Here is a 23,703-nt window from a genome sequence, read left to right on the forward strand (position 1 = left end):
CCAGCGCGTCCGCGAAAGCACCCGCCGAAACCTGGATTGCCGTCGCCCGCGCACCGGCCAGGCGTACCCTGCGCGCTCAGTAGCGCGGGTGCACCAGGGTGGAGGCCCGCATCCCCGTCGGCCCCGCCGGCAGCGGCCGCTCGCCGGCTCCGAGGCGGAGGTCGGGGCGGGCCGCGGTCGCGGCCAGGACGAAGCCCCAGTCGCCCCGGGCCCGGTAGGGGGCGGTGCGCAGGCCCGCAGCGCGCATCGTCGTCTCGACGGTCCAGAAGGCGTGCGGCCGGGTGTCGACGGGGCCGGCGTGGACCGCGAGCCGGCCGCCGGGGCGCAGGGCGCGGCGGGCGAGGCCGTAGAACTCCTGGGAGTACAGCTTCGTGCTGGCGGTGATGCCGGGGTCGGGGAGGTCGGCGATCACCACGTCGTAGGTGCCCGGCGGGGTCTCGCGCAGGCGGCGGAAGGCGTCGGCGACGGTGACACGGACGCGCGGGTCGTCGATGGCGTGGCCGTTGAGGCGGGAGAGCCCGGGGTCGGTGCGGGCCAGCCGGACCAGGGCGGGGTCGAGGTCGACGATGTCGACGCGGTGGGTGCCGGGGCGGGCGAGGACCTCGCGGGCGGCCAGTCCGTCACCGCCGCCGAGGACGAGCACGCGCGCGTGGGCGCCGTTCATCGCGGGGCGGACCAGGGCCTGGCGGTAGCGGATCTGGTCGTGGCCGCCGCCGCGGAGCCGGCCGTCGAGGTAGAGGGCGAGGGGGCGGCCGTGGGTGCCGCCGGTGAGGACGACCTCCTGGACGCCGGTGTGCAGGGCGACCCGGACGTCGTCGCCGTAGACCGCGTTGCGCGCCGCTCGTTCGAAGTCGTCGACGAGGACGGCGGTGGAGGCCAGTACGGCCAGGACGGTGACGTTCGCGACGAGGACGAGGCAGCGGGTGCGGCGGGTGAGGTCGCCGCGGAACAGGCCGAGGACGAGGGCGCCCCCGGCGATCACATTGACCGCGCCGATCAGCAGGGAGCTGGTCAGCTGGCCCACGAAGGGCAGCAGCAGGAACGGGAACGCCAGGCCGCCGACCAGCGCGCCCACGTAGTCCGCGGCGAAGAGGTCGGCGACCGCGCCGCCCGCGTCCTGGCGGCGGACCCGCTGGATCAGCTCCATCAGCAGGGGGACCTCGGCGCCGATGAGCAGGCCGATGGCGAGGCAGAAGACGACGAGCAGGACGCGCGGGCCGTTCGCCCACAGGCCGCCCCAGTCGCCCGTCCAGGCGAACACGGCGTACAGGGCCATCGCGCTGCACCCGCCGATCAGGGCGAGGGTCACCTCGACGGCGGCGAAGCCGGCGGCCGCGAGGCGGCGCAGCCGTTTGGCGGCGAGCGAGCCGATGCCCATCGCGAAGACCATGACGGACAGCACGACGGAGGCCTGGGTGACCGAATCGCCCATCAAGTACGAGGCGAGGGCGACCAGTTCGAGTTCGTACACGAGACCGCAGGCCGCGCAGACGAACACGCACGCGAGGACCAGGAACCGCCCGGTGTCCGGCCGGACGGGCAGCCGCGCGGGACCCTGCCGGTGCGCAACGCCGGGCGGGGCGGCGGGCGGGGCACCGGGCGTCGCGCCGGGCTCGGCCGGTGCGTGCGGTTCGATCACGACTGCGACGTTACGTCACGAGTACGGAACGCTTCGTCACCCACACGTGTGGAAATCGGCGTCCGCCAGGTGCCGTGCGTTTGAGAGTCGTCCGGCCGAGGGCGGCTCGAGTGAGCGCGGTTCGGCTGAGGGCGGCTCGGCTGAGGGCGGTTCAGCTCGTCGGCACTCGGGCGCCCACCCGCGTCCTCGTCGCCACCAGTTGTCCGTCCTGTGGGTAGGCGTGCCAGGTCCGCCAGTGCACATAGCCCTCGTGGCGCTGTGCGAGCAGGGCCGTGAAGGCGTGCGGGCTGCCCGGGAAGACGCCCGCGAGGCCGTGCGGATGGTCGGAGACCAGGGCCAGCAGTTCCTGGGCCCGGCCCGCGAACTGGCCCGGTGTCAGGACCTCGACGCGGGCCGCGAACTCGTACTCCCAGTCGCCCACCCGCTTGGCCACGCCGAGCGGGAGGGGGGTGCTGCTGCCCGGGAGGCACGCGACCGTCTCGGAACAGGAGTCCTGCTCCTCCTCCAGCAGTACCTGGTGCGAGGCGCCGAGCAGTCTCAACTCGAGCTTGGCGCCCGACATTTCGAGGCCCAGCGTGGCCAGGGCGGGCAGGGGCTCACGCCCCAGGGCCCAGGCCAGGTCGGCCGCACACGTGTCGGTGTAGGAGGTGTTCAGGGTCGTGAGCATGACTCGGCTCCGCAAGGACGCAAAGAAGAGGGAAGGTCCGGCGCACCCCGGTGATTCCGAGGGGTCGGCCCCGGCCGGCCCGGCGTGGGGAGGGCGTCCGCGCGGGACGTCCGAGGGGTCCGAGGGGCTGCGTTGGTGATGTAGAGGGAATCATGGACTGTGGCGACGCCACAGCGTTTTTACCCAACTTCGTGGGGTTTCCATCCCTCAGAGGGCTGCACAGCTCAACTGTTCAACCTCGGCGTGCGCCGTGTGGTTCCGACACACTCCCGTGCGCCCCACCGCCGGACATGGTGCGACCGCGGGGCGCCCTCGGTCAGGGGGCGACCCGCGGCCCGGATGCGGCTCCCCGAGGGAGCTCAGCTGCCCCGTGTCAGCTGCCTCCGCCGCATCCGCCGCCTCCTCCCCCGCAGGACGAGCCGCCGCCGCAGGAGTGACCGCCGCCCGAGTGACCTCCGCCGGAGTCGCCGCCCGAACCGCTGCCCGAGTCGCTGGAGGAGCTGCACGCCACGGCGGCCCCGCCCCCGGCGACCCACCAGCTGCCGCCGGTGCTGTCCCCGCTGCTGCCGCCGCTGCTGCCGGCTCTGCGCGAGCGGGCACCCGACCGTGAGCCCGACCGGGACGATCCCCGGTAGGAGGTGCTGCTCCTGTGGACGGCGGTGAGCACGATCGCCACCGCCGCGAAGACTGCGAGTACCGCCAGGATGATGCCGACAACCATGACGTCACCCTCCTTCCGAATCCCCCGAAGCGGCCCCCCGTGGGCGCCTCGCGTACCGGTGTGACCGGTGCGTGAACAGGGGATGCCCGCCTGTCTCACCTGCCAAAGCACACTTGAGGAAGTCCAGAGCTTCGGCGCAGGATGACGGGCATGACCTCCACCGCACGCCCCTTCCTCAACCGCCGTCTCGCCGAGTTCGGGACGACGATCTTCGCCGAGATGTCCGCGCTGGCCCTGCGGACCGGGTCCATCAATCTCGGTCAGGGGTTCCCGGACACGGACGGGCCCGAGGAGGTCCGCGAGGCGGCCGTACGGGCGTTGCGGGACGGGCGCGGGAACCAGTACCCGCCGGGTCCCGGCGTTCCGGAGCTGCGGACGGCGATCGCCGCGCATCAGCGCCGCCGGTACGGCCTGGCGTTCGACCCGGATACGGAGGTCCTGGTCACCGCGGGCGCCACGGAGGCCATCGCGGCCACCCTGCTGGCCCTGCTGGAGCCGGGGGACGAGGTCGTCGCCCTGGAGCCGTACTACGACTCCTACGCCGCCTGCATCGCCATGGCGGGCGCGGCACGGGTGCCGGTGACGCTGCGGCCGGACCCCGAGCAGGCCCGGTTCCGCCTCGACCTCGACGAGCTGCGCGACGCGGTGACCGACCGCACGCGTCTCCTCCTGATCAACACCCCGCACAACCCGACCGGCACGGTCCTGACCCGCGAGGAGCTGACCGCGGTCGCCGAGCTGGCGGTGGAGCGGGACCTGCTCGTCGTCACCGACGAGGTCTACGAGCACCTGGTCTTCGACGAGGCCGAGCACGTACCGCTGGCCACGCTGCCGGGGATGCGGGACCGGACGGTCACGATCGGCAGCGCCGGCAAGACGTTCTCGTTCACGGGCTGGAAGGTCGGCTGGGTGACGGCGGCGCCCGGCCTGGTCTCGGCGGTGCGCTCGGCGAAGCAGTACCTGACGTACGTGTCGTCCGGCCCGTTCCAGTACGCCGTCGCCGAGGCGCTGGCCCTCCCCGACACCTACTTCGACGAGTTCCGCGCGGACATGCTGACCAAGCGGGACCTGCTGGCGGCGGGCCTCACGGAGGCGGGCTTCGCGGTCTACCGCCCGGCGGGCACCTACTTCATCACCACCGACATCCGCCCCCTCGGCCCTGTGCTCTCCGAAAAGGGCGACGGCTTCGCCTTCTGCCGGTCCCTCCCGGAACGCGCGGGCGTCGTGGCCATCCCCAACGCGGTCTTCTACGACCACCGAGAAGCCGGCACTCCCTTCGTCCGCTTCGCCTTCTGCAAGCGGAGGACGGTGCTGGAGGAGGCGACGAAGCGCCTGAAGGCGCTGGCGGCGTAGGCACCCTGTCCAGGCCGGGCCGCGCCCTCGGGGCCGCCCGCGCCCGGCACGTACTTTCCGGAGCGGCGAGGGTTTCCCGAAGCGCTTCGCGTGTCCACAGGCTGTGGGTAACTCCGTCGCACCGGCCCCCACGGCGAGAGCCCGGCCGTGGCTCGTGACCTCTGGGGTCGCGGCCCTGGCCGGGCTCTCCTTCGCCTGGGGCGTGCTACTCGTCGTCCGCGGGCTTGTCCGCCTCCTCGGAGGAGGCCGGCTCCAGGCCCAGCTGCTCCACGAGCCACTTGTCGAACTCGATCGCGGCGCGCACCCAGCTCACCGTCGAGGAGACGAAGAACTCGAGGTTGACGCCGGCGCCGATCAGCATCTGCGTCTCGCCGATGAGGCGGACGGTGCCGTCGTCGTGGGTGTGCGTGTAGACCTTGGGCCACAGGGTGCGGCGGTTCCAGTCGTCGATGGCCTCCAGCAGCTGGGGCTTCTCGTCGATCTGGTGGGGCCGGTCGAAGAACGTCCGCACCGAGTAGACCGCCTGGTCGCCCTCGCCGCGGAACATGAAGTACGTACGGAATTCCTCCCACGGCGCCGCGAGGTCACCCTCGTCGTCGACGACGTACTTCAGCTCCATCTGGTCGAGGAGCTGCTTCACGAGGTCCTGATCCGGAACGACGGGGCCCGCCGGTCCCTGGGGCTGCGGCTCGGGCTGGCCCCCGAAGTTCGGAATCGAGGACGGGTCGATGGTCACCGTGATTTTCCCTTCGTACGGATCCCGCCATCCTCCCCCATGCGGGGCGGGTGGTGGCAACCCCCGCCCCTCAGGGTTCACCTCGGGTTGGCGGAATTCCGCTCAGGGCGTGCGGCCGGAGGGCCGGACGCCCCGGTCAGAGGGTCTTTCCGGACGCCGCGGGGCCCACGATCAGGCCATCTCCGAAGGCGTCCACCCGGACCGTGTCGCCGTCCTTGACCTCGCCCGCGAGGATCTCCTTGGCGAGGCGGTCGCCGATCGCGGTCTGGACGAGGCGGCGCAGCGGCCGGGCGCCGTACGCCGGGTCGTTGCCCTCGTCGGCGAGCCAGGTGAGGGCCGCCTCGGTGACCTCCAGGGTGAGCCGCCGCTCGGCCAGCCGCTTGGCGAGCCGGTCGACCTGGAGCCGCGCGATCCGGGCCAGCTCCTCCTTGTTCAGCGCGGAGAAGACCACCAGGTCGTCGAGCCGGTTGAGGAACTCCGGCTTGAAGGAGGCCCGGACCACCTCCAGGACCTGTTCCTTCTTCTCCGCCTCGGTGGAGAGCGGGTCGACCAGGTACTGGCTGCCCAGGTTGGAGGTCAGCACCAGGATGGTGTTGCGGAAGTCGACCGTGCGGCCCTGTCCGTCGGTGAGCCGTCCGTCGTCGAGCACCTGGAGCAGGATGTCGAAGACCTCCGGGTGCGCCTTCTCGACCTCGTCGAGCAGCACCACGCTGTACGGCCTGCGCCGGACGGCCTCGGTGAGCTGGCCGCCCTCCTCGTAGCCGATGTAGCCGGGCGGGGCTCCGACGAGCCGGGCGACGCTGTGCTTCTCGCCGTACTCCGACATGTCGATGCGGATCATGGCCCGCTCGTCGTCGAAGAGGAAGTCGGCGAGCGCCTTGGCCAGCTCGGTCTTGCCGACACCGGTCGGGCCGAGGAAGAGGAAGGAGCCGGTCGGACGGTCGGGGTCGGCGATGCCGGCCCGCGAGCGGCGTACGGCGTCGGAGACGGCCCGGACGGCCTCGCCCTGGCCGATGAGCCGCTTGCCCAGCTCGTCCTCCATGCGCAGCAGCTTCTGCGTCTCGCCCTCCAGGAGGCGGCCGGCCGGGATGCCGGTCCAGGAGGCGACGACGTCGGCGATGTCGTCGGAGCCGACCTCGTCCTTGACCATGGTGTCCCTGGCGGCCTCCTCCTCGGCCTCGGACGCGGCCTCGAGGTCGCGCTCCAGGGCCGGGATCTCGCCGTACAGCAGCTTGCTGGCGGTGTCGAAGTCGCCGTCGCGCTGCGCCCGTTCGGCCTGGCCACGCAGGTCGTCGAGCCTCTCCTTCAGCTCACCGACCCGGTTGAGGGACTGCTTCTCCTTCTCCCAGCGGGCGTTGAGGCCGCGCAGCTCCTCCTCCTTGTCGGCGAGGTCGCGGCGCAGCTTCTCCAGGCGCTCGCGGGAGGCGGGGTCGGTCTCCTTGTCGAGGGCCAGCTCCTCCATCTTCAACCGGTCGACGGCGCGCTGGAGTTCGTCGATCTCGACGGGGGACGAGTCGATCTCCATGCGCAGCCGGGAGGCCGCCTCGTCGACGAGGTCGATGGCCTTGTCGGGCAGGAAGCGGGAGGTGATGTACCGGTCGGACAGGGTGGCCGCGGCGACCAGCGCGCTGTCGGCGATCTGGACCTTGTGGTGGGCCTCGTACCGCCCCTTGAGGCCGCGCAGGATCGCGATGGTGTCCTCGACGGACGGTTCGGCGACCAGCACCTGCTGGAAGCGCCGCTCCAGTGCCGCGTCCTTCTCGATCCGCTCGCGGTACTCGTCCAGGGTCGTCGCGCCGACCATGCGCAGCTCACCGCGGGCGAGCATCGGCTTCAGCATGTTGCCCGCGTCCATCGAGGAGTCGCCGCCCGCGCCGGCGCCCACGACGGTGTGCAGCTCGTCGATGAAGGTGATGATCTGCCCGTCGGACGCCTTGATCTCGGCGAGGACGGTCTTCAGCCGCTCCTCGAACTCGCCGCGGTACTTGGCCCCGGCGACCATGGCCCCGAGGTCGAGCGAGACGAGCCGCTTGTTCTTGAGGGACTCGGGCACGTCCCCCTTCACGATCCGCTGGGCGAGCCCCTCGACGACGGCGGTCTTGCCGACGCCGGGCTCACCGATGAGGACCGGGTTGTTCTTCGTACGACGGGACAGCACCTGGACGACCCGCCGGATCTCGGTGTCCCGGCCGATGACCGGGTCGAGCTTGCCCTCGCGGGCGGCGGCGGTGAAGTCGGTGCCGAACTTCTCCAGGGCCTTGTACTGCCCCTCGGGGTCGGCGCTGGTCACCCGGCGTCCGCCGCGGGCCTTGCGGAAGGCGTCCAGCAGCTTCTTCGCGGTGGCCCCCTGCCGGTCGAGCACCTCGCCGGCCCGGCCGCCCTTCGCGGCGGTCCCGATGAGCAGGTGTTCGGTGGAGAGGTACTCGTCGCCGAGGTCCTGGGCGACGCCCTGGGCGTGCGCGATCACGGCGAGCAGCTCGCGGTTGGGCTGCGGGGGCGCCACGGTGGACCCGGCCACGCTGGGCAGCGAGCCGAGCACCTTCTCGGCGCCCGCGCGCACGGCGGCCTGGTCGGCGTCGACGGCGGCGAGCAGATCGACGATGTTCTCGTTGTCCTGCCCCTGGAGCAGTGCGAGGAGCAGGTGTGCCGGGGTGAGGTCGGGGTGCCCTTCGGACAGGGCGCGGTTGCCGGCGGTCTGGATGGCTTCCCGGCTCCGGTTGGTCAGCTCTGCGTCCACGTTCGCTGTCTCCTCCTTGCGTCAGCCGTCATCACTGACTCTGTCAGCGTACACAAACTTGAGTCTATTCCACTCAAGGTTGGGTCCGGGAGTCCCACGGGTACTAGGTTCCGACCATGGCCGCATACCCCCAGGACCCGGGCGCTCCCGACGCGCCGTACCGCGATTTCTGGCGCGAAAGACACCTGTGCACCCTGACCACACCACGCCCCGACGGCTCGCCGCACGTGGTTCCCGTCGGAGTGACGTACGACCCCGAGGGCCGGCTCGCCCGGGTGATCGCGGACAAGGCGAGCACCAAGGTGGGGAACGTGCTGGCGGCGGGCACGGAGGGCGCCCGGGTCGCGGTCTGCCAGGTGGACGGACGGCGCTGGGCCACGCTGGAGGGCCGGGCCTTCGTCCACGCGGAGCCGGACCGGGTGGCGGAGGCGGAACGCCGCTACGTGGAGCGCTACGGCCGGGCACCGCGCCCCAATCCCACGCGCGTGGTGATCGAGATCGAGCTGACGCGGGCGATGGGCCGGGGGTGACCGCGTCCGCGGACGACGGGTCGACGGGTCGACGGCAGGCCGGGTGACCTGACCGACACCGGCGGTTTCCGGCCACCTCGCAGAGGCCCCATAACAGGAAATGTCACCACAAACGACAGCGGCGTCACCGTGTTCAGGTCACGGTGACGCCGCTGCCGGGGGGAAGCACCTGAGCGATCTGTTACGACGGGGGAATCGCGTCAGGCACTGCGGGGGGTGGCTGAGATGGTCCTGGGGGCGGCCGGACTCGCCGACTCCGCCAGTTGGTGGTCCCGCTGATCGAGGTTGACGAAGATCATTCCGTACCGGATGGCACACCGCACGGGCTGGGGGGCTCCTCGGGGTTTGCGCAGACACCGGTACGCGCGCACGTCGTCCTCCTCGTCCCGCGTCACGACGACCGGCTCCCCGAACACCGTCACCATCAACGAGTCACCACTGTGGGGGATGGCGGTGACCAGGTCGATGAAGTGCCAGCCCGAGCGGTAGGCCGTGGCCATCTCGCGGCGGAAGGAGCGGTCGTCGGGCGGGGTGGTCACGTCAACTCCTCTCCGTGCCCGTCCCGGCCGCCGGCAGGATGTCGCCGGAGGCGGTAGGACCGGAGACGGCCACTGCGGGCCAGGCGGTGTCCGCCCGGACCTCGCTCTTCTCGCTCGAGAGGCCACCCAGTACTCCGACAGCCGCAACGGCGGAGAAGGCGGCGACAAGCGCCCTGCGAAGCAATCTCTTACGCATAGTCGGCTTCGTCCTCACGTGAAGTCCCTCTTCCCCCGTCGGATAAGACGATGGCTCATTCGGACACGTCATGGCCACACAATCAATGCATCATGTTCCTGCATGTTCAGGACCCTGGGGGGTGGAGATTTGACAACGAATCGGGCTAATAGGGCACATCCCCATGCGATGGCCGAACTGTGCGAGGAGGGCAGCCGACTCTACGCAAGCGCATTGCGGACCGGACGCGTCGCCCGATCCGCCGTGGAATCGGCTCCCTGCCTGGTGGAATTCGCCCTCCTGCACCCCGACCCCGACGACCCCGAGTGGCTGCGCCCCATCCCACCGGCCCTCGCGCTCGCCCAACGGCTCAACCCGATCGAACACGAGATCGCCGAGCGCAGGCGCGTGTCCGTCCAGCTGTCCGAGGTGTTCGAACCGTTCATGGCGCTCAGCGTCCAGACGGCCGCACACGCGGACTCCATCACCGTGCTGGAGGGCGGCGCCCGGATCAACGCGGCGCTCAACCTCGCCACCTCACAGTGCCAGTCGGAAGTGCTCGCCATCCAGCCCAGCGGCAACCGCCCGGAGCGCAGCCTCACCCAGGGCCTGGAACGCGACCGGCCGCTGCTCGACCGCGGGGTCCGCATCCGCACGCTCTACCAGCACACCGCCCGCTACAGCCCCGAGAAGCTCGCCTACACCGCCCGGCTCTCCGACGGGAAGGCCGAGTACCGCACCATCGACGAGGTGGTCGACCGCCTGATCATCTGCGACGAGACGGTCGCCTTCGTCCCCGCCCGCGAGGACCAGCAGGTCGCCCTGGAGCTGCGCCACCCGGGCCTGGTGCGCTACCTGATCAAGGTCTTCGAGTTCCTCTGGGACCGCGCCGTCCCGCTCACCACCGGCGCCCCCTACGAGACGGCCCCCGACGGCATCACCGAGATCCAGCACTCCATCGCCAAGCTGCTGGTCGAGGGCCATGTCGACGAGGCCATCGCCCGCCGCCTCGGCATGAACGTACGCACCTGCCGCGCCCACATCGCCAAGCTCGCGGCGATCCTCGGCAGCGGCAGCCGGGCCCAGCTCGGCTTCCTCATCGCCCAGTCGGGACTCCTCGAGCAGGACACCGACGGATGACGGCGCCCGTCCACAGCCACGGCCCGGACGAGCCCTGCGAGGCGGCCCTGGACCTGTACGCGCGCGCCCTGCGGTCCGGCCACGCCCCCGCGCCGGAGGCCGCCTCGCCGCCGTGTGCCGTCCACGCCGGGCTGCTCCGCCCGGACCACCGGGACCCGGACCGGCTGCTCCCGGTGCCGCCGGCCGTCGCCCTGCCCCGGCTGCTGCGCACCGTCGCCGAGGACATCGCCGCCCACCGCCGGCGGGAGACCCGGCTGGCCGAGGCGTTCGAACCGCTGCTCGCCCTCGCCGCACCGGACGGCGACGCCACCGGCACCGGTGAGATCCACATGCTGAGCGGGCTCGACCGGATCAACTCGGTCATCACCAGGACCATGGCGGAGGCCTCGCGGGAGGTGCTCGCCATCCAGCCGCACGCCAGCCACGCGGGACCGCCCCGCGACATCCACGGCCAGGCCCTGGACCGCGACCAGGCATTCCTGGACCGCGGCGGCCGTATCCGCACCCTCTACCAGCACACCACCCGCCACGCCCCCACCGTGCTCGCCCGCTACGACCGGCTGCACGGGGACGTGGAGGCCCGGTCCCTCGACGAGGTGACGGAGCGTCTGCTGGTCATCGACCGCAGTGTGGCCTTCATCCCGGCCGTCAAGGACCGCACCCTCGCCCTGGAGATCCGGCTCCCCGCGCTGGTGGACTACCTGGGCACCACCTTCGACCGCCTGTGGCGGCTGGCCACGCCCATGTTCCCGGAGACGGTCACCCAGCCCACCCTGAACGGCGTCACCCCACGCCAGCGCGCCATCGCCGCGCTCCTCGTCGAGGGCCACACCGACGCCGTCATCGCCGACCGCCTCGGCATGAACGTCCGTACGGCGCGGGTGCACATCGCCAAACTCGCCGCCATCCTCGGCAGCGAGAGCCGCGCACAGCTCGGCTACCTCATCGGGCGCTCGGGGATCCTCGACCCGGAGGGCTGAGCGGCGTCCGCGCCGAGCGGCACGTCCAGGCCGACCTGCGCGATCCGCACGCCGAGCTGGGTACGGCTGGCCGCGCCGAGCGTCTCCGAGAGGCGGGCGATGTGCGCGCGGCAGGTCCGCACGCTGATGCCGAGGCGTTCGGCGATGACCGCGTCCTGGTGTCCCTCCGCCAGCAGCGCCGCGATGGACTGCTCGCGGTGGGAGACGCCCTCGATGCGGGTGTCGGGCAGCGGGGCGGTCAGCGGGACCGCCAGCCGCCACAGCCGTTCGAACACCGTGCCCAGGTAGCCGACCAGGGCCGGGTGGCGCAGCTCCAGCGCCATCGTGCGGTCGGCGTTGGCGGGGATGAAGGCGACCGTGCGGTCGAAGAGGATCAGCCGGTCGATGACCTCGTCGAGGGTGCGGGCCTCGACCGCGTCGCCCAACAGCTCCAGGTAGTTGAGCAGGCCCTGGCCGTGCCGGGCCACATGGTTGTAGAGGTCCCGCATCCGTACGCCCCGCCCGCGCAGGGCGAGCGCCCGGTGCAGTCCCTCGGACAGTTCGTGCTCGCGCCGGATGCCGCCGGGCTGCACCGTCAGCACCTCGGTGGTGCACGCCTCGGTGGCCTCGTCGAGGGCGGCCTGGATACGGGAGGCGCCGTCCAGGACCCGGATCGCCACGCCTTCCCCGGCCGCCGTGCCCGGCGCGGGCCCGCCCAGTCCGGCGTACCACTCGAAGGCGGCGACGGCCGAGCCCATCCGCTGCCGGCTGGCGGTCACCTCGTCGTAGAGCCCGTGCAGCAGCCGGGTCATGACCTCCTGCGGGGAGGTCGGGACCAGCCAGTCCATGTCGTCGGGGTCGGGGTGGAGCAGGGCGAGGTCCAGCAGGCAGGGCACCGGCTCGGCGTCCAGGCGCGACACCCGGCCCCGCCGCACGGCCCGGGAGTACACGCGGTCCCCGGCCTCGCACAGTCGGTCAGCACCGTGAGGATGCTCCTCCGCCCCGTGCCCGGCCATCGCCCATCCCACCCCCGCTGTCCGCGTGTCGCGCGTCGTCCGCGTTTTCCGCAGCGCAACTATGCGCGGCCCCGGACCGGCTCCGCAACACGGCTCCTCCCCGCGACCCCCTGGAGTTCCGCCCATTTCCGCGGGTTCCTCCCGGCCTCCGCCCCGCACGCCTGCAACAAGCTGATGCTCCCCGCGTGCGCCCGGCGGCAACCCGTCCGCGTGCTCGCACGCCCGTACGCTCCGGAAACCCCCGAGTGACCGCCGCACCCCGTCCCGCATCTGACGTCCCCTCATGGCGGACGTGTTCGACGCGTCGGCCGATGTGTGGGACGAGATGTTCGAGCGGCCGGGCGACGACGAGGTCCGCATGACCCCGCTCACCCTGCCCGGCCAGACGACGGCTTCGAGCTGACGGAGCCTCACGCGGACCTCACCGTCACCGCGTCGAGCCTGGTGGAGGCCACCCCGCCGGACGCGACCGCGCGGAGCGCCAACTCCCGCCTGCTGGAGTCCGCGCACCCGACGCCCCGTACGACGGCCCCGCCGAGCTGCTGCAGAAGGCCCGGAAGGCCACGGCGGGCCTCGACCCGCACGGGACGGCGACCGCCGTGTCGGCCCTGGTCGCCGACCGGTGGCCGATCTGCCGGCGTCACGAGCGTGGACACCTCGGCCGCCGAGGCCTGGGAGCAGGGCGCGGGCGTCCGCCAGGACCTGACCCACCGCACCATCGCCCTCCTGCGCGGCCCTGGGCCCGCCCACCCGGTACCTCTCCGGCCGCCTCCAGCACGAGCGCGAGCCGAACTCCACCGCCCGGGTCGCGAGTACTGGGCGGACGACTGGTACGGCTACGGCCCCACCGACCGCACCCGCGCCGACGAGTCCCACGTGGTGGTCGGCCGGAGCCGCGACCACGACACCCCGCACAAGGGCATCCACCGGGGCGTGGCGGGCGGCCCGCCGGAGGTGACGGTGGAGTTCACCCGGGTGGTGTGAACGCGGCGCAGGAGCCGCTCAGGCGCCTCGCGCGGGGTCCTCTCGGCCGGCTCCGAGGTCCAGGACCCAGTTCTGGCCCACGAGGTCGTGGCCGAAGCTGTGGTGGGGTTCCTCGTCGACGAGGGTGAAGCCGACGTTCCGGTAGATCCTGCGCGCGGACACCAGAACGTCGTTGGTCCACAGCGTCACGCTCCGGTAGCCGGCCGCGCGGGCGAAGGCCAGGCACTCCTCGACCAGGCGGGTGCCGAGGCCGAGCCCCCGGGCGGCCTCCGTGACGAGCAGGATGCGCAGCCGCGCCACGCCCGGCTCGTCGTCGGCGACCAGGAAGACACAGCCCGCGCGCTCCCCGTCGACCTCCGCGATCCAGGCCGCCTCCCGGGCCGGATCGTGCCCGCCGGCGTAGTCGGCGACGATCCTGGCCACCAGCGCCTCGAACTCGGCGTTCCAGCCGAACTGCCGGTCGTAGACCTCGCCGTGGATCATCACTACCCAGCCGAGGTCACCCGGCCGGTCGGCCCGGCGCACGAGAACGCGGGACGGCCGGTCCGGCCGCTGGTCCCGCGGTCGGTCTCGCCGCTCGGCTCGCTGCGGCATGGGCACGCTCCCCGGCTCGGCGGCGACACCGTCGGCCCGCCACTGACACGACAGTTTCAGTGGCTCCAGGCTAGGGCTCTCGTTCGAGTGGCGCCGGGCTGGCGCCGCCCCCGCCGACCGCCGCCGTCGGCTCCGGCCTCCGCGTCCCGATGTTCCTGTCCGGCGCCAGGGACAGGCTCGTAGAAGCCCGGCCGGCCCGCGCCCGCACCCGCGCCCGCACCGACGAACTCGCGATCCCGGACCGGCCGCGACAGGCCGAGCGGGTCCGGACCTGGCTCGCCGCCGCCGAGTACCGCCCCCTGCTCCGACTGTGGCGCAGGCGTACGCCCGCTCCCTCGTCGAACCCGACGGCGCGTGGGCCGGCTTCGCCCACGCGACCGTGACCGACCGGCTCGACGTACGGGCCTCCTGCCGACCGGTACCGGCGCGCCCCGCTCAGTTCAGCTTGAGGGCCTGGCAGGCGGCGGCGTACTTGGCGGTGCAGATGTCGGACGCCTTGTAGATGCCGTCCGCGATGACGGTCTCCTTGATGTTCTTCTTCGTCAGCGCCACCACGGTCACCAGCTGGGCCGGGATCTCCTTGTCGGTGGGGCTGTCGACCTTGTCGCGGGTCAGGGAGTCGAACTCGATACCGCGCCCCTGGACCTTCGCGACGGCCATCTCCGCGGCCGCCTCGGCCATCTGCGGGTAGGGCTTGTACACACTCATGTACTGCTCGCCGCTGATGATCCGCTGCACCGCGGGCAGTTCCGCGTCCTGGCCGGTGATCGGCGGCAGTTCCTCGACGCCCGCCGCGCGCAGGGCCTTGATGATGCCGCCGGCCATGGCGTCGTTGGCGGAGTAGACGGCCGCGATGTTGCCCTTGCCGATCTTCTCGATCGCCCCGGCCATGTTGGACTGGGCGACCTCCGGGCTCCAGTCCTTGGTGTCGAAGGACTCGGAGATCGTCACCCGGCCGCTCAGCTCCGACATCGCGCCGTCCTTGAACTGCTTGGCGTTCGGGTCGGTGGGCGAGCCGTTCATCATGACGATCTTGTCGGCGGTGCTGGCGCCGTCCAGGGCCTCCACCAGCGTGCGGCCCTGCACCTCGCCGACCAGCTCGTTGTCGAAGGAGACGTACGCGTCGATCGGGCCCTCGGCCAGCCGGTCGTAGGCGATGACCGGGATACCGGCGTCCTTGGCCTTCTTCACGGTGTCCGCGATGGCGTGCGAGTCGACGGCGTCGAGCAGGATGATGTCGACCCTCTCGTCGATCATCCGCTCCATCTGGGTCACCTGCGTCGAGCTCTTGGCGTCCGCGTTGGCGTACTCGGTCTTGCCCTTGTTGCTGGTGAGGGAGGCGACCTTCGCCTTGATGATGGGGTAGTCGAACTCCTCGTAACGGGTGTTCGTCCTCTCCGGCATCAGCACGCCGACGGTGATGTCGTTGCTCTTCGTCGGCGTCGCTTCGCCGCTGTCCTCCGTCGCGCTCAGCATCCCGCATCCGGCGAGCGAGAGGGACATCGTGGAGGCAGCCACGGCTATGGCGATACGACGCATTCGAGGGCTCACTTCAGGTGCGTTCCGGACATGGGTGCGACATGTTGACCCAGGTGGCTCAAAAGCCAACGCGGCGGCGCCCACCGGCGTCAAGCCGTACTACTTAACGAAGTGACAACATCACCCTCCGCTTAGCACGTGAAGACACATGGAGACGAGACGGAAACCTCTCCGAACACTCTTTACAGGCCCTCCACGCAACAGGAGTTCACGTCCCCCTCCTGGCAGGGTTCCCCGGCCGACGGCGACCCCGGCGCGGGCCGAGGCGGGTACGTGAAGGGGCCCGGAGGATCAACCTCCGGGCCCCTTCACCTGTCACACCTGCTGTCGCGTCGTCAGTCCGAGGACTGCTGCCGCTTCGGCCGCCACACCACCAGGGCGCTGGTCTGCTGGACCTCCTGGTACGGCACCAGGTCGCGTCGGTAGGACGCGTGCACCGCGGCCTCGCGCTGCTGCATGGCCGTCGCCGCGCCGTCCAGCGCCGACTCCAGTTCCGCGATGCGGGACTGGAGGGCCAGGACCTGGTTCTCCAGCTCGATGATCCGCTTGATGCCCGCCAGGTTGATGCCCTCGTCCTGCGACAACTGCTGGACGGTGCGCAGCAGTTCGATGTCGCGGGCCGAGTAGCGGCGGCCCCGGCCGGCGGTGCGGTCCGGGGACACCAGGCCCAGACGGTCGTACTGACGCAGGGTCTGCGGGTGCAGGCCGGAGAGCTGGGCCGCCACCGAGATGACGTAGACCGGGGTCTCCTGGGTCAGTTCATACGGATTGCGCCGACGGCCGTCCATCACTCTCAAGCTCCCTTCGCTGCCTCGAACAGCTCCGCCCGCGGATCCTCGTCCGCGGTCGCCTCGCGATACGCCTCCAGTGCGTCACGAGCCTTCCCCGACAGGTCCTTGGGAACACTTACCTCGACGGTGACCAGCAGATCGCCGCGGGTGCCGTCCTTGCGGACCGCGCCCTTGCCGCGCGCCCTCATGGTGCGCCCGTTGGGCGTGCCGGGCGGGAGCTTCAGCGTCAGGGACGGGCCGCCCAGCGTGGGCACCCTGATCTCTCCGCCGAGGGCGGCCTCCGTGAACGTCACCGGCACGGTCACCGTGAGGTTGTCGTCCTTGCGGCCGAAGACCGGGTGCGCGTCGACATGGACGAGCACATACAGATCGCCGGCCGGCCCCCCGCGCTCACCGGGCGCTCCCTTGCCGCGCAGCCGGATGCGCTGCCCGTCGGTGACGCCCGCCGGGATGCGGACCTGCATGGTGCGGGAGGACTTGGCGCGGCCGCTGCCCTTGCACTCCATGCACGGGTGCTCGGCGATCAGACCGCGGCCCTTGCAGTCCGGGCAGGGGTCGGTCAGCGAGAACCCGCCGCCCGTGCCCCGTGCCACCTGGCCGGTGCCGACGCAGGTCGGGCACACGCGCGGCGTGCCGTTCTTGTCGCCGGTGCCGGAGCAGGCCTTGCACGGGGACTGCGAGGACATGCGCAGCGGAACCGTGGCGCCCTCGATGGCTTCCGTGAAGGTCAGGGTGACCTCGGTGTCGATGTCCTGGCCGCGCCGGGGCTGGGTACGGGTGCCCGTGCCCGTGCCGCCGCGGTTGAACAGCCCGCCGAAGACGTCGCCGAGTCCGCCGCCGAAGCCGCCGGCCTGTCCGCCACCGCCGCCCTGGGCACCCCCGAAGAGGTCGCCCAGGTCGAAGTTGAAGGAGCCGCCGCCCGCGCCGGGCCCCGGGCGGAAGCCGCCGTTGCCGAAGAGGGCGCGTGCCTCGTCGTACTCCTTGCGCTTCTTGGGGTCGCCGAGGATGTCGTTCGCCTCGGAGATCTCCTTGAAGCGCTCCTCGGCCTTGGCGTTGCCGGTGTTGGCGTCCGGGTGGAACTCGCGGGCGAGCTTCCGGTACGCCTTCTTGATCTCGGCCTCGGTGGCGTCCTTGGGGACGCCGAGGACCTTGTAGTAGTCCTTCTCGATGAAGTCCTTGGTGCTCATCCTCGACGTCCCTCCTTCCCCATCGGACTCATCCGTTCAAGCTCAGCCCTCGTCCGGGCCACCGCTCTCCTTGTCGTCGCCGGCCTCCGCCTCGTCGGCCTTGACGGCCTGCGCGCCGGGCTGGGGCTCGGCGACGGCCACGCGCGCGGGGCGAATGGTGCGCTCGCCGATCCGGTACCCGGGCTGGAGGATCGCCACGCACGTCGTCTCGGTGACGTCCGGGGCGTAGCTGTGCATCAGCGCCTCGTGGATCGTCGGGTCGAAGGGCTCGCCCTCCTTGCCGAACTGCTGGAGGCCCATCTTCGCCGCGACGGTCTCCAGCGACTCGGCGACGGACTTGAACCCGCCGACGAGTTCGCCGTGTTCCCGCGCGCGGCCGATGTCGTCGAGCACGGGCAGGAGTTCGGTCAGGAGGTTCGCGACGGCGATCTCCTTGACCGCGACCCGGTCCCGCTCGACCCGGCGGCGGTAGTTCTGGAACTCGGCCTGGAGCCGCTGGAGGTCCGCCGTGCGCTCGTCGAGCGCCTTGCGGGCCTGGTCCAGCTGGGCCACCAGTGCCGCTGTCTGGTTCGCGTCCCCGGCCGGGGCCGACTCCTCCGCCGCGGCGGAGGAGTCGGCCTTCGGCTCGGCGTCTTCAGGGGTGGCGCCGGAGGGGACGTCGGGCTTCTCCTCGAAGCCCGGGGTCTCCTCCGTCACGCGGCACCGTCCTTGCGCTCGTCGTCCACGATCTCGGCGTCCACCACGTCGTCGTCGGCGGCCTTGCCACCGGCGCCCGGAGCCTCGCCACCGGCGGCCTGACCGGCCTGGGCGTCGGCGTACATGGCCTGGCCCAGCTTCTGGGAGACGGCCGCGACCTTCTCGGTGGCGGTGCGGATCTCGGCGGTGTCCTCGCCCTTGAGGGCTTCCTTCAGCTCGCCGATCGCGGACTCGACCTCGGTCTTGATCTCACCCGGGACCTTGTCCTCGTTGTCCTTGAGGAATTTCTCGGTCTGGTAGACGAGTTGCTCGCCCTGGTTGCGGGCCTCGGCGGCCTCGCGGCGGGCGTGGTCCTCCTCCGCGTACTTCTCGGCCTCCTGGCGCATGCGGTCGACCTCGTCCTTCGGCAGCGAGGAGCCGCCGGTGACGGTCATCTTCTGCTCCTTGCCGGTGCCGAGGTCCTTGGCCGTGACGTGCATGATGCCGTTGGCGTCGATGTCGAAGGCGACCTCGATCTGCGGGACGCCGCGCGGGGCCGGCGGCAGACCGGTCAGCTCGAACATCCCGAGCTTCTTGTTGTACGCCGCGATCTCGCGCTCGCCCTGGTAGACCTGGATCTGGACCGAAGGCTGGTTGTCCTCGGCGGTGGTGAAGATCTCGGACCGCTTGGTCGGGATCGTCGTGTTCCGCTCGATGAGCTTGGTCATGATGCCGCCCTTGGTCTCGATACCGAGGGACAGCGGGGTGACGTCGAGGAGCAGGACGTCCTTGACCTCACCCTTGAGGACACCGGCCTGGAGCACGGCGCCGATGGCGACGACCTCGTCCGGGTTGACACCCTTGTTGGCCTCGTTGCCGCCGGTCAGCTCCTTGACGAGCTCGGCGACGGCGGGCATACGGGTGGAGCCACCGACGAGAACGACGTGATCGATCTCGGAGAGGTTGATGCCGGCGTCCTTGATGACGTTGTGGAACGGCGTCTTGCAGCGCTCCAGCAGGTCCGCGGTCAGCTGCTGGAACTGAGCGCGCGTGAGCTTCTCGTCCAGGTGCAGCGGGCCCTCGGCGGACGCCGTGATGTACGGCAGGTTGATCGAGGTCTCGGTGGACGAGGACAGCTCGATCTTGGCCTTCTCGGCGGCCTCGCGGAGGCGCTGGAGGGCCATCTTGTCCTTGGCGAGGTCCACGCCATGACCGGACTTGAACTGCTGCACCAGGTAGTCGACGACACGCTGGTCCCAGTCGTCACCACCGAGGTGGTTGTCGCCGTTGGTCGCCTTCACCTCGACGACGCCGTCACCGATCTCCAGGAGGGACACGTCGAAGGTGCCGCCACCGAGGTCGAAGACGAGGATCGTCTGGTCGTCCTTGTCGAGGCCGTACGCGAGCGCGGCCGCTGTGGGCTCGTTGACGATGCGAAGGACGTTGAGACCGGCGATCTCGCCGGCTTCCTTCGTCGCCTGGCGCTCGGAGTCGTTGAAGTACGCCGGGACGGTGATGACCGCGTCGGTCACCTTCTCGCCCAGGTAGGCCTCGGCGTCCCGCTTCAGCTTCTGCAGGATGAACGCGGAGATCTGCTGCGGGTTGAAGTCCTTGCCGTCGAGCTGGATCTTCCAGTCGGTGCCCATGTGCCGCTTCACCGAACGGATGGTCCGGTCCACGTTCGTGACCGCCTGACGCTTCGCCACCTCGCCGACCAGCACCTCGCCGTTCTTCGCGAAGGCGACGACGGACGGCGTGGTCCTGGCACCCTCGGCGTTGGTGATGACGGTGGGCTCGCCGCCCTCCAGAACGCTGACGACGGAGTTGGTTGTGCCCAGGTCGATGCCGACCGCACGTGCCATGGTGATCTTCCTCCAGCTGACTTGAGTGGAACAGACTCAAGTGTGCACGAGACTCACCCCTGGGTCAACAGACCTGAGTCGGGCGGACTCAACTCTTATCCGTTCCTTACACGCAAGGACCCGCTGACCTGCGAGGATGCCATACGCCGGGATGCCCGCAAGGGTGATTCCACCGGCTCCGTGGACTCCGCCGACTCCCGAGGGGGCTGCAGGAGGGCCGCGGGTTGACGCCGCGGCCGGACTCCGTGGCGCGGGGAGACCTCACGGCCCACCCGGGCGACTTGGCCCACGCGCGCGCCCGGACCCCCACGCCCCTGCCCGGGTACGCGCGCGCGTACGCGCCACAACACGAGGACGACGACCACCACACCCCCCGCCACCCACAGCACGGCCCGCGCGCCCAGCACTCCGGTGTGCACCAGCGCCCCCACGAGGACCCCCGCGAAGGAGGCCACACCGAGGGTCACCGTCACCCCCGCGGGCGTGAGGCCGAGCCGTCGCAGCCGGTGGGCGAGATGGTCGGGCCCGCGGCGCAGCAGCGGGCGCCCGGCCGTGCGCCGGGCCAGCACGACGAGTGCGGCGTCGGCGACGGCGACCGCGGTGAGCGCGAACAGCACCCCCGCCCCGGTCGCCGCGTCCTGCCCCGCCCGCGTGGTGACGGCCGCCACGGCGAGCAGGAAGCCGGTGAACATCGCGCCGCAGCCGCCGAGCGCCACGCGCGCGGGGGGCCAGTTGTGCATGAGGAAGCCGGTCAGCGCGGCTGCGAGCACGCTCAGCAGCACCGCGAGACCGTCCATCACCTCGGCCGCGGCGCAGGCGGCCACCCCGAACGCGGTGACGACCCCGACGGTGCCGGCCACCCCGTCGGCGTGGTCGAGCGCCCGGAAGGCGAGGGCGACGCAGGCGATCCAGCCGACGGCGGCGACTCCGGCGGGCACACCGGTGTCGCCGTACGGGACGACGAAGGCCGCCGCCACGGCCGTACCGACCAGGAGGAACCGGGTCTTCAGCCGCCAGGCGTCCGCGACCAGGCCGAGGGCGGCGACGGTTGCGCCGGCGGCGAGCAGCGTGCCCATCCCCTCGCCGAGCGGCGCCAAGCCGGTCCGGTCGCCGGCGACGACCACGAGGCAGGTGGCGAGCACGACGGCGACTCCGCCGGACAGCGGCACGCGTCGCTGCCGCTGCCGCCGGTCGAGCAGTCCGAGGCGCAGGGCGGGGGCGCGCAGCAGCGCGGCGAGAACGGCGGCGAGGAGCAGGGCGGTGGTGGCGGCGACGATCCCGTAGAGCACGGATATAAATTAGTCATAAATGTATCCATTTGGTACGAATAACACGGTCGGATTTTCCCTCGTTCCGGCACCGTTCCTGAGGTGACCCTCAGCGATCCAGATCACTCCGCACCCGGCTACAGTGCGGCAGAAGATAGGGGTAGTCTCAGACGGACTGCATAAGTTACCGCTTAGTAATGTCGGCACCGCCGACGGAACCCCGCAAACCTCGCAGGCCCGAGGAGCCCCCATGCAACTCGCCGCGATCATCGTGTCGCTGGCCCTGACCGTGGTCGGCGTCGCCCTGCTCGCCCGCGCCATCGGCCAGTTCGTCCGGTATTTCAAGCTGGGCCAGCCGGTCCCGGCCGGCACCCGGACCGACAACCCCTATCAGCGCAGCGTGACACTCGTACGCGAGTTCCTCGGCCACACGCGCATGAACCGCTGGGGCATCGTCGGCTTCGCCCACTGGTTCGTGGCCGTCGGCTTCCTGACGCTGCCGCCCACCCTGGCGCAGGCGTTCGGCCAGCTCTTCCAGGCCGACTGGACGCTGCCGGTCATCGGTGAGTTCCTGCCGTTCGAGCTGTACATCGAGTTCATCGGCGTGATGACGATCCTCGGCATCGCCGTCCTCATCGTGATCCGCCTGCTGAGCCTGCCCTCGCGGCCCGGCCGCAAGTCCCGCTTCGCGGGCTCGAAGGCCGGTCAGGCGTACTTCGTCGAGTACGTCATCCTCACCATCGGCCTCGCCATCTACGTGCTGCGCGGCCTGGAGGGCGCGCTCCACCACGTCGAGCACTACGAGGCCGGCTACTTCGCCTCGTACCCCCTGGTCCTCGCCTTCAAGGGCCTGTCGGTCGGCGTGCTGCAGAACCTCGTCTACCTCACCGCGATGATCAAGATCGGGACGTCCTTCGTCTGGATGATCGTCGTCTCGCTGAACACCAACATGGGTGTCGCCTGGCACCGCTTCCTCGCCTTCCCGAACATCTGGTTCAAGCGCGAGGCCGGCGGCGGTACGGCCCTCGGTGCCCTCCAGCCGATGACGTCCGGCGGCAAGCCGATCGACTTCACCGACCCCGGCGACGACGACGTCTTCGGCGTCTCCCAGGTCGAGCAGTTCTCCTGGAAGGGCCTGCTGGACTTCTCCACCTGCACCGAGTGCGGGCGCTGCCAGTCCCAGTGCCCCGCCTGGAACACCGGGAAGCCGCTCTCCCCCAAGCTCCTGATCATGTCCCTGCGCGACCACGCGCACGCCAAGGCCCCGTACCTGCTGGCCGGCGGCGGCAAGACCATGGAGGGCGAGGAGAAGGCGTCCGAGGAGCAGCTCGCCGGAGTGCCGGCGGCGGCTCTGGCGGAGGCCGAACGCCCGCTGATCGGGACGGCCGAGGAGAACGGCGTCATCGACCCGGACGTCCTGTGGTCCTGCACCACCTGTGGCGCCTGCGTCGAGCAGTGCCCGGTCGACATCGAGCACGTCGACCACATCGTCGACATGCGCCGCTACCAGGTGATGATCGAGTCGTCGTTCCCGTCCGAGGCGGGCACGATGCTCAAGAACCTGGAGAAGAAGGGTAACCCCTGGGGCCTGGCCAAGAAGCAGCGCCTGGAGTGGACGAAGGAAGTCGACTTCGAGGTGCCGGTCGTCGGCAAGGACATCGAGGACCTCTCCGAGGTCGAGTACCTGTACTGGGTCGGCTGCGCCGGCGCCCTCGAGGACCGCGCCAAGAAGACCACCAAGGCCTTCGCCGAACTCCTCCACATCGCGGGCGTCACGTTCGCCATCATGGGCGGCGACGAGAAGTGCACCGGTGACTCCGCCCGCCGCCTCGGCAACGAGCCCCTGTTCCAGGAACTCGGCATGGAGAACGTCATGGCGCTGAACATGGCGTTCGGCGAGGAGACCGACGACGACGGCAAGGTCACCGACGAGTCCCGCAAGCCGCGCTCGGCGAAGAAGATCGTCGCCACCTGCCCGCACTGCCTCAACACCATCGGCAACGAGTATCCCCAGCTCGGCGGCGACTACGAGGTCATCCACCACACCCAGCTGCTCCAGCACCTCATCGACGAGGGCAAGCTGATCCCGGTGACCCCGGTCGACGGCCTCATCACCTACCACGACCCCTGCTACCTGGGCCGCCACAACAAGATCTACTCGCCGCCGCGAGAGATCATGTCCGCGGTGCCCGGCCTGCGCCAGCAGGAGATGCACCGCCACAAGGAGCGCGGCTTCTGCTGCGGCGCCGGCGGCGCGCGGATGTGGATGGAGGAGCGGATCGGCAAGCGCATCAACAACGAGCGCGTCGACGAGGCCCTTTCCCTGAACCCCGACATCGTCTCCACCGCCTGCCCGTTCTGCCTCGTCATGCTCACGGACTCCGTGAACGGCAAGAAGAACGACGGCCAGGCCAAGGAGTCCGTCCAGGTCGTGGATGTCGCCCAGCTCCTCCTCGACTCCGTCAAGACCCCGGTCGACGACGAACCCCCCGCGGGCGCGGCCGAGTCGGAGAACGAGCCGGAGCCCCAGCCGGTGAAGTGACCGCCGACGACGGTACGTTGCGACGCCCCCTGTCCTGCGTGGACGGGGG

Annotated in this window: 18 protein-coding genes and 2 pseudogenes; 6 read left to right on the forward strand and 14 right to left on the reverse strand. The window is 71.0% G+C overall.

What is annotated here, in order from left to right; translation table 11 throughout:
• Positions 1-76 precede the first annotated feature (76 nt).
• The 3 genes from ACFWJX_RS24510 to ACFWJX_RS24520 form a co-directional block, all read right to left on the reverse strand.
• On the reverse strand, positions 77-1,639 hold the full coding sequence (locus tag ACFWJX_RS24510) for a polyamine aminopropyltransferase (RefSeq protein WP_383246913.1): 1,563 nt from the start codon (positions 1,637-1,639) through the stop codon (positions 77-79).
• Positions 1,640-1,790: 151 nt separating this feature from the next.
• Positions 1,791-2,306: a DUF2617 family protein gene (locus ACFWJX_RS24515; RefSeq protein ID WP_383246915.1), complete on the reverse strand. Its 516-nt coding sequence runs from the start codon at positions 2,304-2,306 to the stop codon at positions 1,791-1,793.
• 373 nt (positions 2,307-2,679) lie between these two features.
• A complete protein-coding gene (locus tag ACFWJX_RS24520; RefSeq protein ID WP_383246917.1) occupies positions 2,680-3,027 on the reverse strand; it encodes a hypothetical protein in 348 nt (115 codons plus the stop codon).
• A 141-nt stretch (positions 3,028-3,168) separates the two neighbouring features.
• Between ACFWJX_RS24520 and ACFWJX_RS24525 the strand changes: the two genes are divergently transcribed.
• Positions 3,169-4,380, forward strand: a complete 1,212-nt coding sequence (locus tag ACFWJX_RS24525; protein ID WP_383246920.1) for a pyridoxal phosphate-dependent aminotransferase — start codon at positions 3,169-3,171, stop codon at positions 4,378-4,380.
• A gap of 205 nt (positions 4,381-4,585) precedes the next feature.
• Here ACFWJX_RS24525 and ACFWJX_RS24530 read toward each other — a convergent pair whose 3' ends face one another.
• Together ACFWJX_RS24530 and clpB are read right to left on the reverse strand one after the other, a co-directional pair.
• Positions 4,586-5,116 carry a YbjN domain-containing protein gene (locus tag ACFWJX_RS24530; protein WP_383246923.1) on the reverse strand — a complete coding sequence of 177 codons (531 nt, stop codon included), beginning with the start codon at positions 5,114-5,116 and terminating at the stop codon, positions 4,586-4,588.
• Between the two features lie 136 nt (positions 5,117-5,252).
• Positions 5,253-7,853 carry an ATP-dependent chaperone ClpB gene (gene clpB, locus ACFWJX_RS24535; RefSeq protein WP_383246926.1) on the reverse strand — a complete coding sequence of 867 codons (2,601 nt, stop codon included), beginning with the start codon at positions 7,851-7,853 and terminating at the stop codon, positions 5,253-5,255.
• A 116-nt stretch (positions 7,854-7,969) separates the two neighbouring features.
• On the opposite strand from clpB, the gene ACFWJX_RS24540 reads away from it, so the two are divergent.
• Positions 7,970-8,383 (forward strand): pyridoxamine 5'-phosphate oxidase family protein, encoded by a 414-nt coding sequence (locus ACFWJX_RS24540; protein ID WP_383246928.1) that lies wholly within the window; start codon positions 7,970-7,972, stop codon positions 8,381-8,383.
• A gap of 200 nt (positions 8,384-8,583) precedes the next feature.
• Here the strand turns inward: ACFWJX_RS24540 and ACFWJX_RS24545 are convergent, their stop codons facing one another.
• Positions 8,584-8,922 carry a hypothetical protein gene (locus ACFWJX_RS24545; protein WP_383246931.1) on the reverse strand — a complete coding sequence of 113 codons (339 nt, stop codon included), beginning with the start codon at positions 8,920-8,922 and terminating at the stop codon, positions 8,584-8,586.
• Between the two features lie 298 nt (positions 8,923-9,220).
• Here ACFWJX_RS24545 and ACFWJX_RS24550 point away from each other — a divergent pair, with 298 nt between their 5' ends.
• Both ACFWJX_RS24550 and ACFWJX_RS24555 read left to right on the forward strand, forming a co-directional pair.
• A complete protein-coding gene (locus ACFWJX_RS24550; protein ID WP_383246934.1) occupies positions 9,221-10,237 on the forward strand; it encodes a helix-turn-helix transcriptional regulator in 1,017 nt (338 codons plus the stop codon).
• On the forward strand, positions 10,234-11,217 hold the full coding sequence (locus tag ACFWJX_RS24555) for a LuxR C-terminal-related transcriptional regulator (protein ID WP_383246937.1): 984 nt from the start codon (positions 10,234-10,236) through the stop codon (positions 11,215-11,217). Before ACFWJX_RS24550 ends, ACFWJX_RS24555 begins: the two co-directional genes overlap by 4 nt.
• Here ACFWJX_RS24555 and ACFWJX_RS24560 read toward each other — a convergent pair.
• Positions 11,180-12,212 (reverse strand): annotated as a pseudogene (locus tag ACFWJX_RS24560) (LuxR C-terminal-related transcriptional regulator). The gene ACFWJX_RS24555 and the pseudogene ACFWJX_RS24560 overlap by 38 nt on opposite strands.
• Before the next feature lie 346 nt (positions 12,213-12,558).
• Here ACFWJX_RS24560 and ACFWJX_RS24565 point away from each other — a divergent pair.
• A pseudogene (locus ACFWJX_RS24565) lies at positions 12,559-13,196 on the forward strand (transglutaminase family protein); the annotation flags it as partial.
• Between the two features lie 18 nt (positions 13,197-13,214).
• On the opposite strand, the gene ACFWJX_RS24570 reads toward ACFWJX_RS24565, so the two are convergent.
• The 7 genes from ACFWJX_RS24570 to ACFWJX_RS24600 all read right to left on the reverse strand — a co-directional run bounded on the left by ACFWJX_RS24570 (position 13,215) and on the right by ACFWJX_RS24600 (position 21,133).
• Complete coding sequence (locus ACFWJX_RS24570; RefSeq protein ID WP_383246940.1) at positions 13,215-13,790, reverse strand: GNAT family N-acetyltransferase; 576 nt, start codon at positions 13,788-13,790, stop codon at positions 13,215-13,217.
• A 435-nt stretch (positions 13,791-14,225) separates the two neighbouring features.
• On the reverse strand, positions 14,226-15,329 hold the full coding sequence (locus ACFWJX_RS24575) for a sugar ABC transporter substrate-binding protein (RefSeq protein WP_383246944.1): 1,104 nt from the start codon (positions 15,327-15,329) through the stop codon (positions 14,226-14,228).
• Between the two features lie 335 nt (positions 15,330-15,664).
• Positions 15,665-16,117 (reverse strand): heat shock protein transcriptional repressor HspR, encoded by a 453-nt coding sequence (locus ACFWJX_RS24580; protein ID WP_383246947.1) that lies wholly within the window; start codon positions 16,115-16,117, stop codon positions 15,665-15,667.
• Positions 16,118-16,122: 5 nt separating this feature from the next.
• On the reverse strand, positions 16,123-17,307 hold the full coding sequence (gene dnaJ, locus ACFWJX_RS24585) for a molecular chaperone DnaJ (protein ID WP_383246950.1): 1,185 nt from the start codon (positions 17,305-17,307) through the stop codon (positions 16,123-16,125).
• Between the two features lie 42 nt (positions 17,308-17,349).
• Positions 17,350-18,003, reverse strand: a complete 654-nt coding sequence (gene grpE, locus ACFWJX_RS24590; protein WP_383246953.1) for a nucleotide exchange factor GrpE — start codon at positions 18,001-18,003, stop codon at positions 17,350-17,352.
• On the reverse strand, positions 18,000-19,844 hold the full coding sequence (gene dnaK / locus ACFWJX_RS24595; RefSeq protein WP_383246956.1) for a molecular chaperone DnaK: 1,845 nt from the start codon (positions 19,842-19,844) through the stop codon (positions 18,000-18,002). Before dnaK ends, grpE begins: the two co-directional genes overlap by 4 nt.
• 95 nt (positions 19,845-19,939) lie before the next feature.
• On the reverse strand, positions 19,940-21,133 hold the full coding sequence (locus ACFWJX_RS24600; protein ID WP_383246959.1) for an MraY family glycosyltransferase: 1,194 nt from the start codon (positions 21,131-21,133) through the stop codon (positions 19,940-19,942).
• Between the two features lie 229 nt (positions 21,134-21,362).
• On the opposite strand from ACFWJX_RS24600, the gene ACFWJX_RS24605 reads away from it, so the two are divergent.
• A complete protein-coding gene (locus ACFWJX_RS24605) occupies positions 21,363-23,654 on the forward strand; it encodes a (Fe-S)-binding protein (RefSeq protein WP_383246962.1) in 2,292 nt (763 codons plus the stop codon).
• Positions 23,655-23,703 lie beyond the last annotated feature (49 nt).

The sequence above is a fragment of the Streptomyces sp. NPDC058335 genome, from assembly GCF_042723915.1.
In the GTDB taxonomy this organism is placed as follows: Bacteria; Actinomycetota; Actinomycetes; order Streptomycetales; family Streptomycetaceae; genus Streptomyces.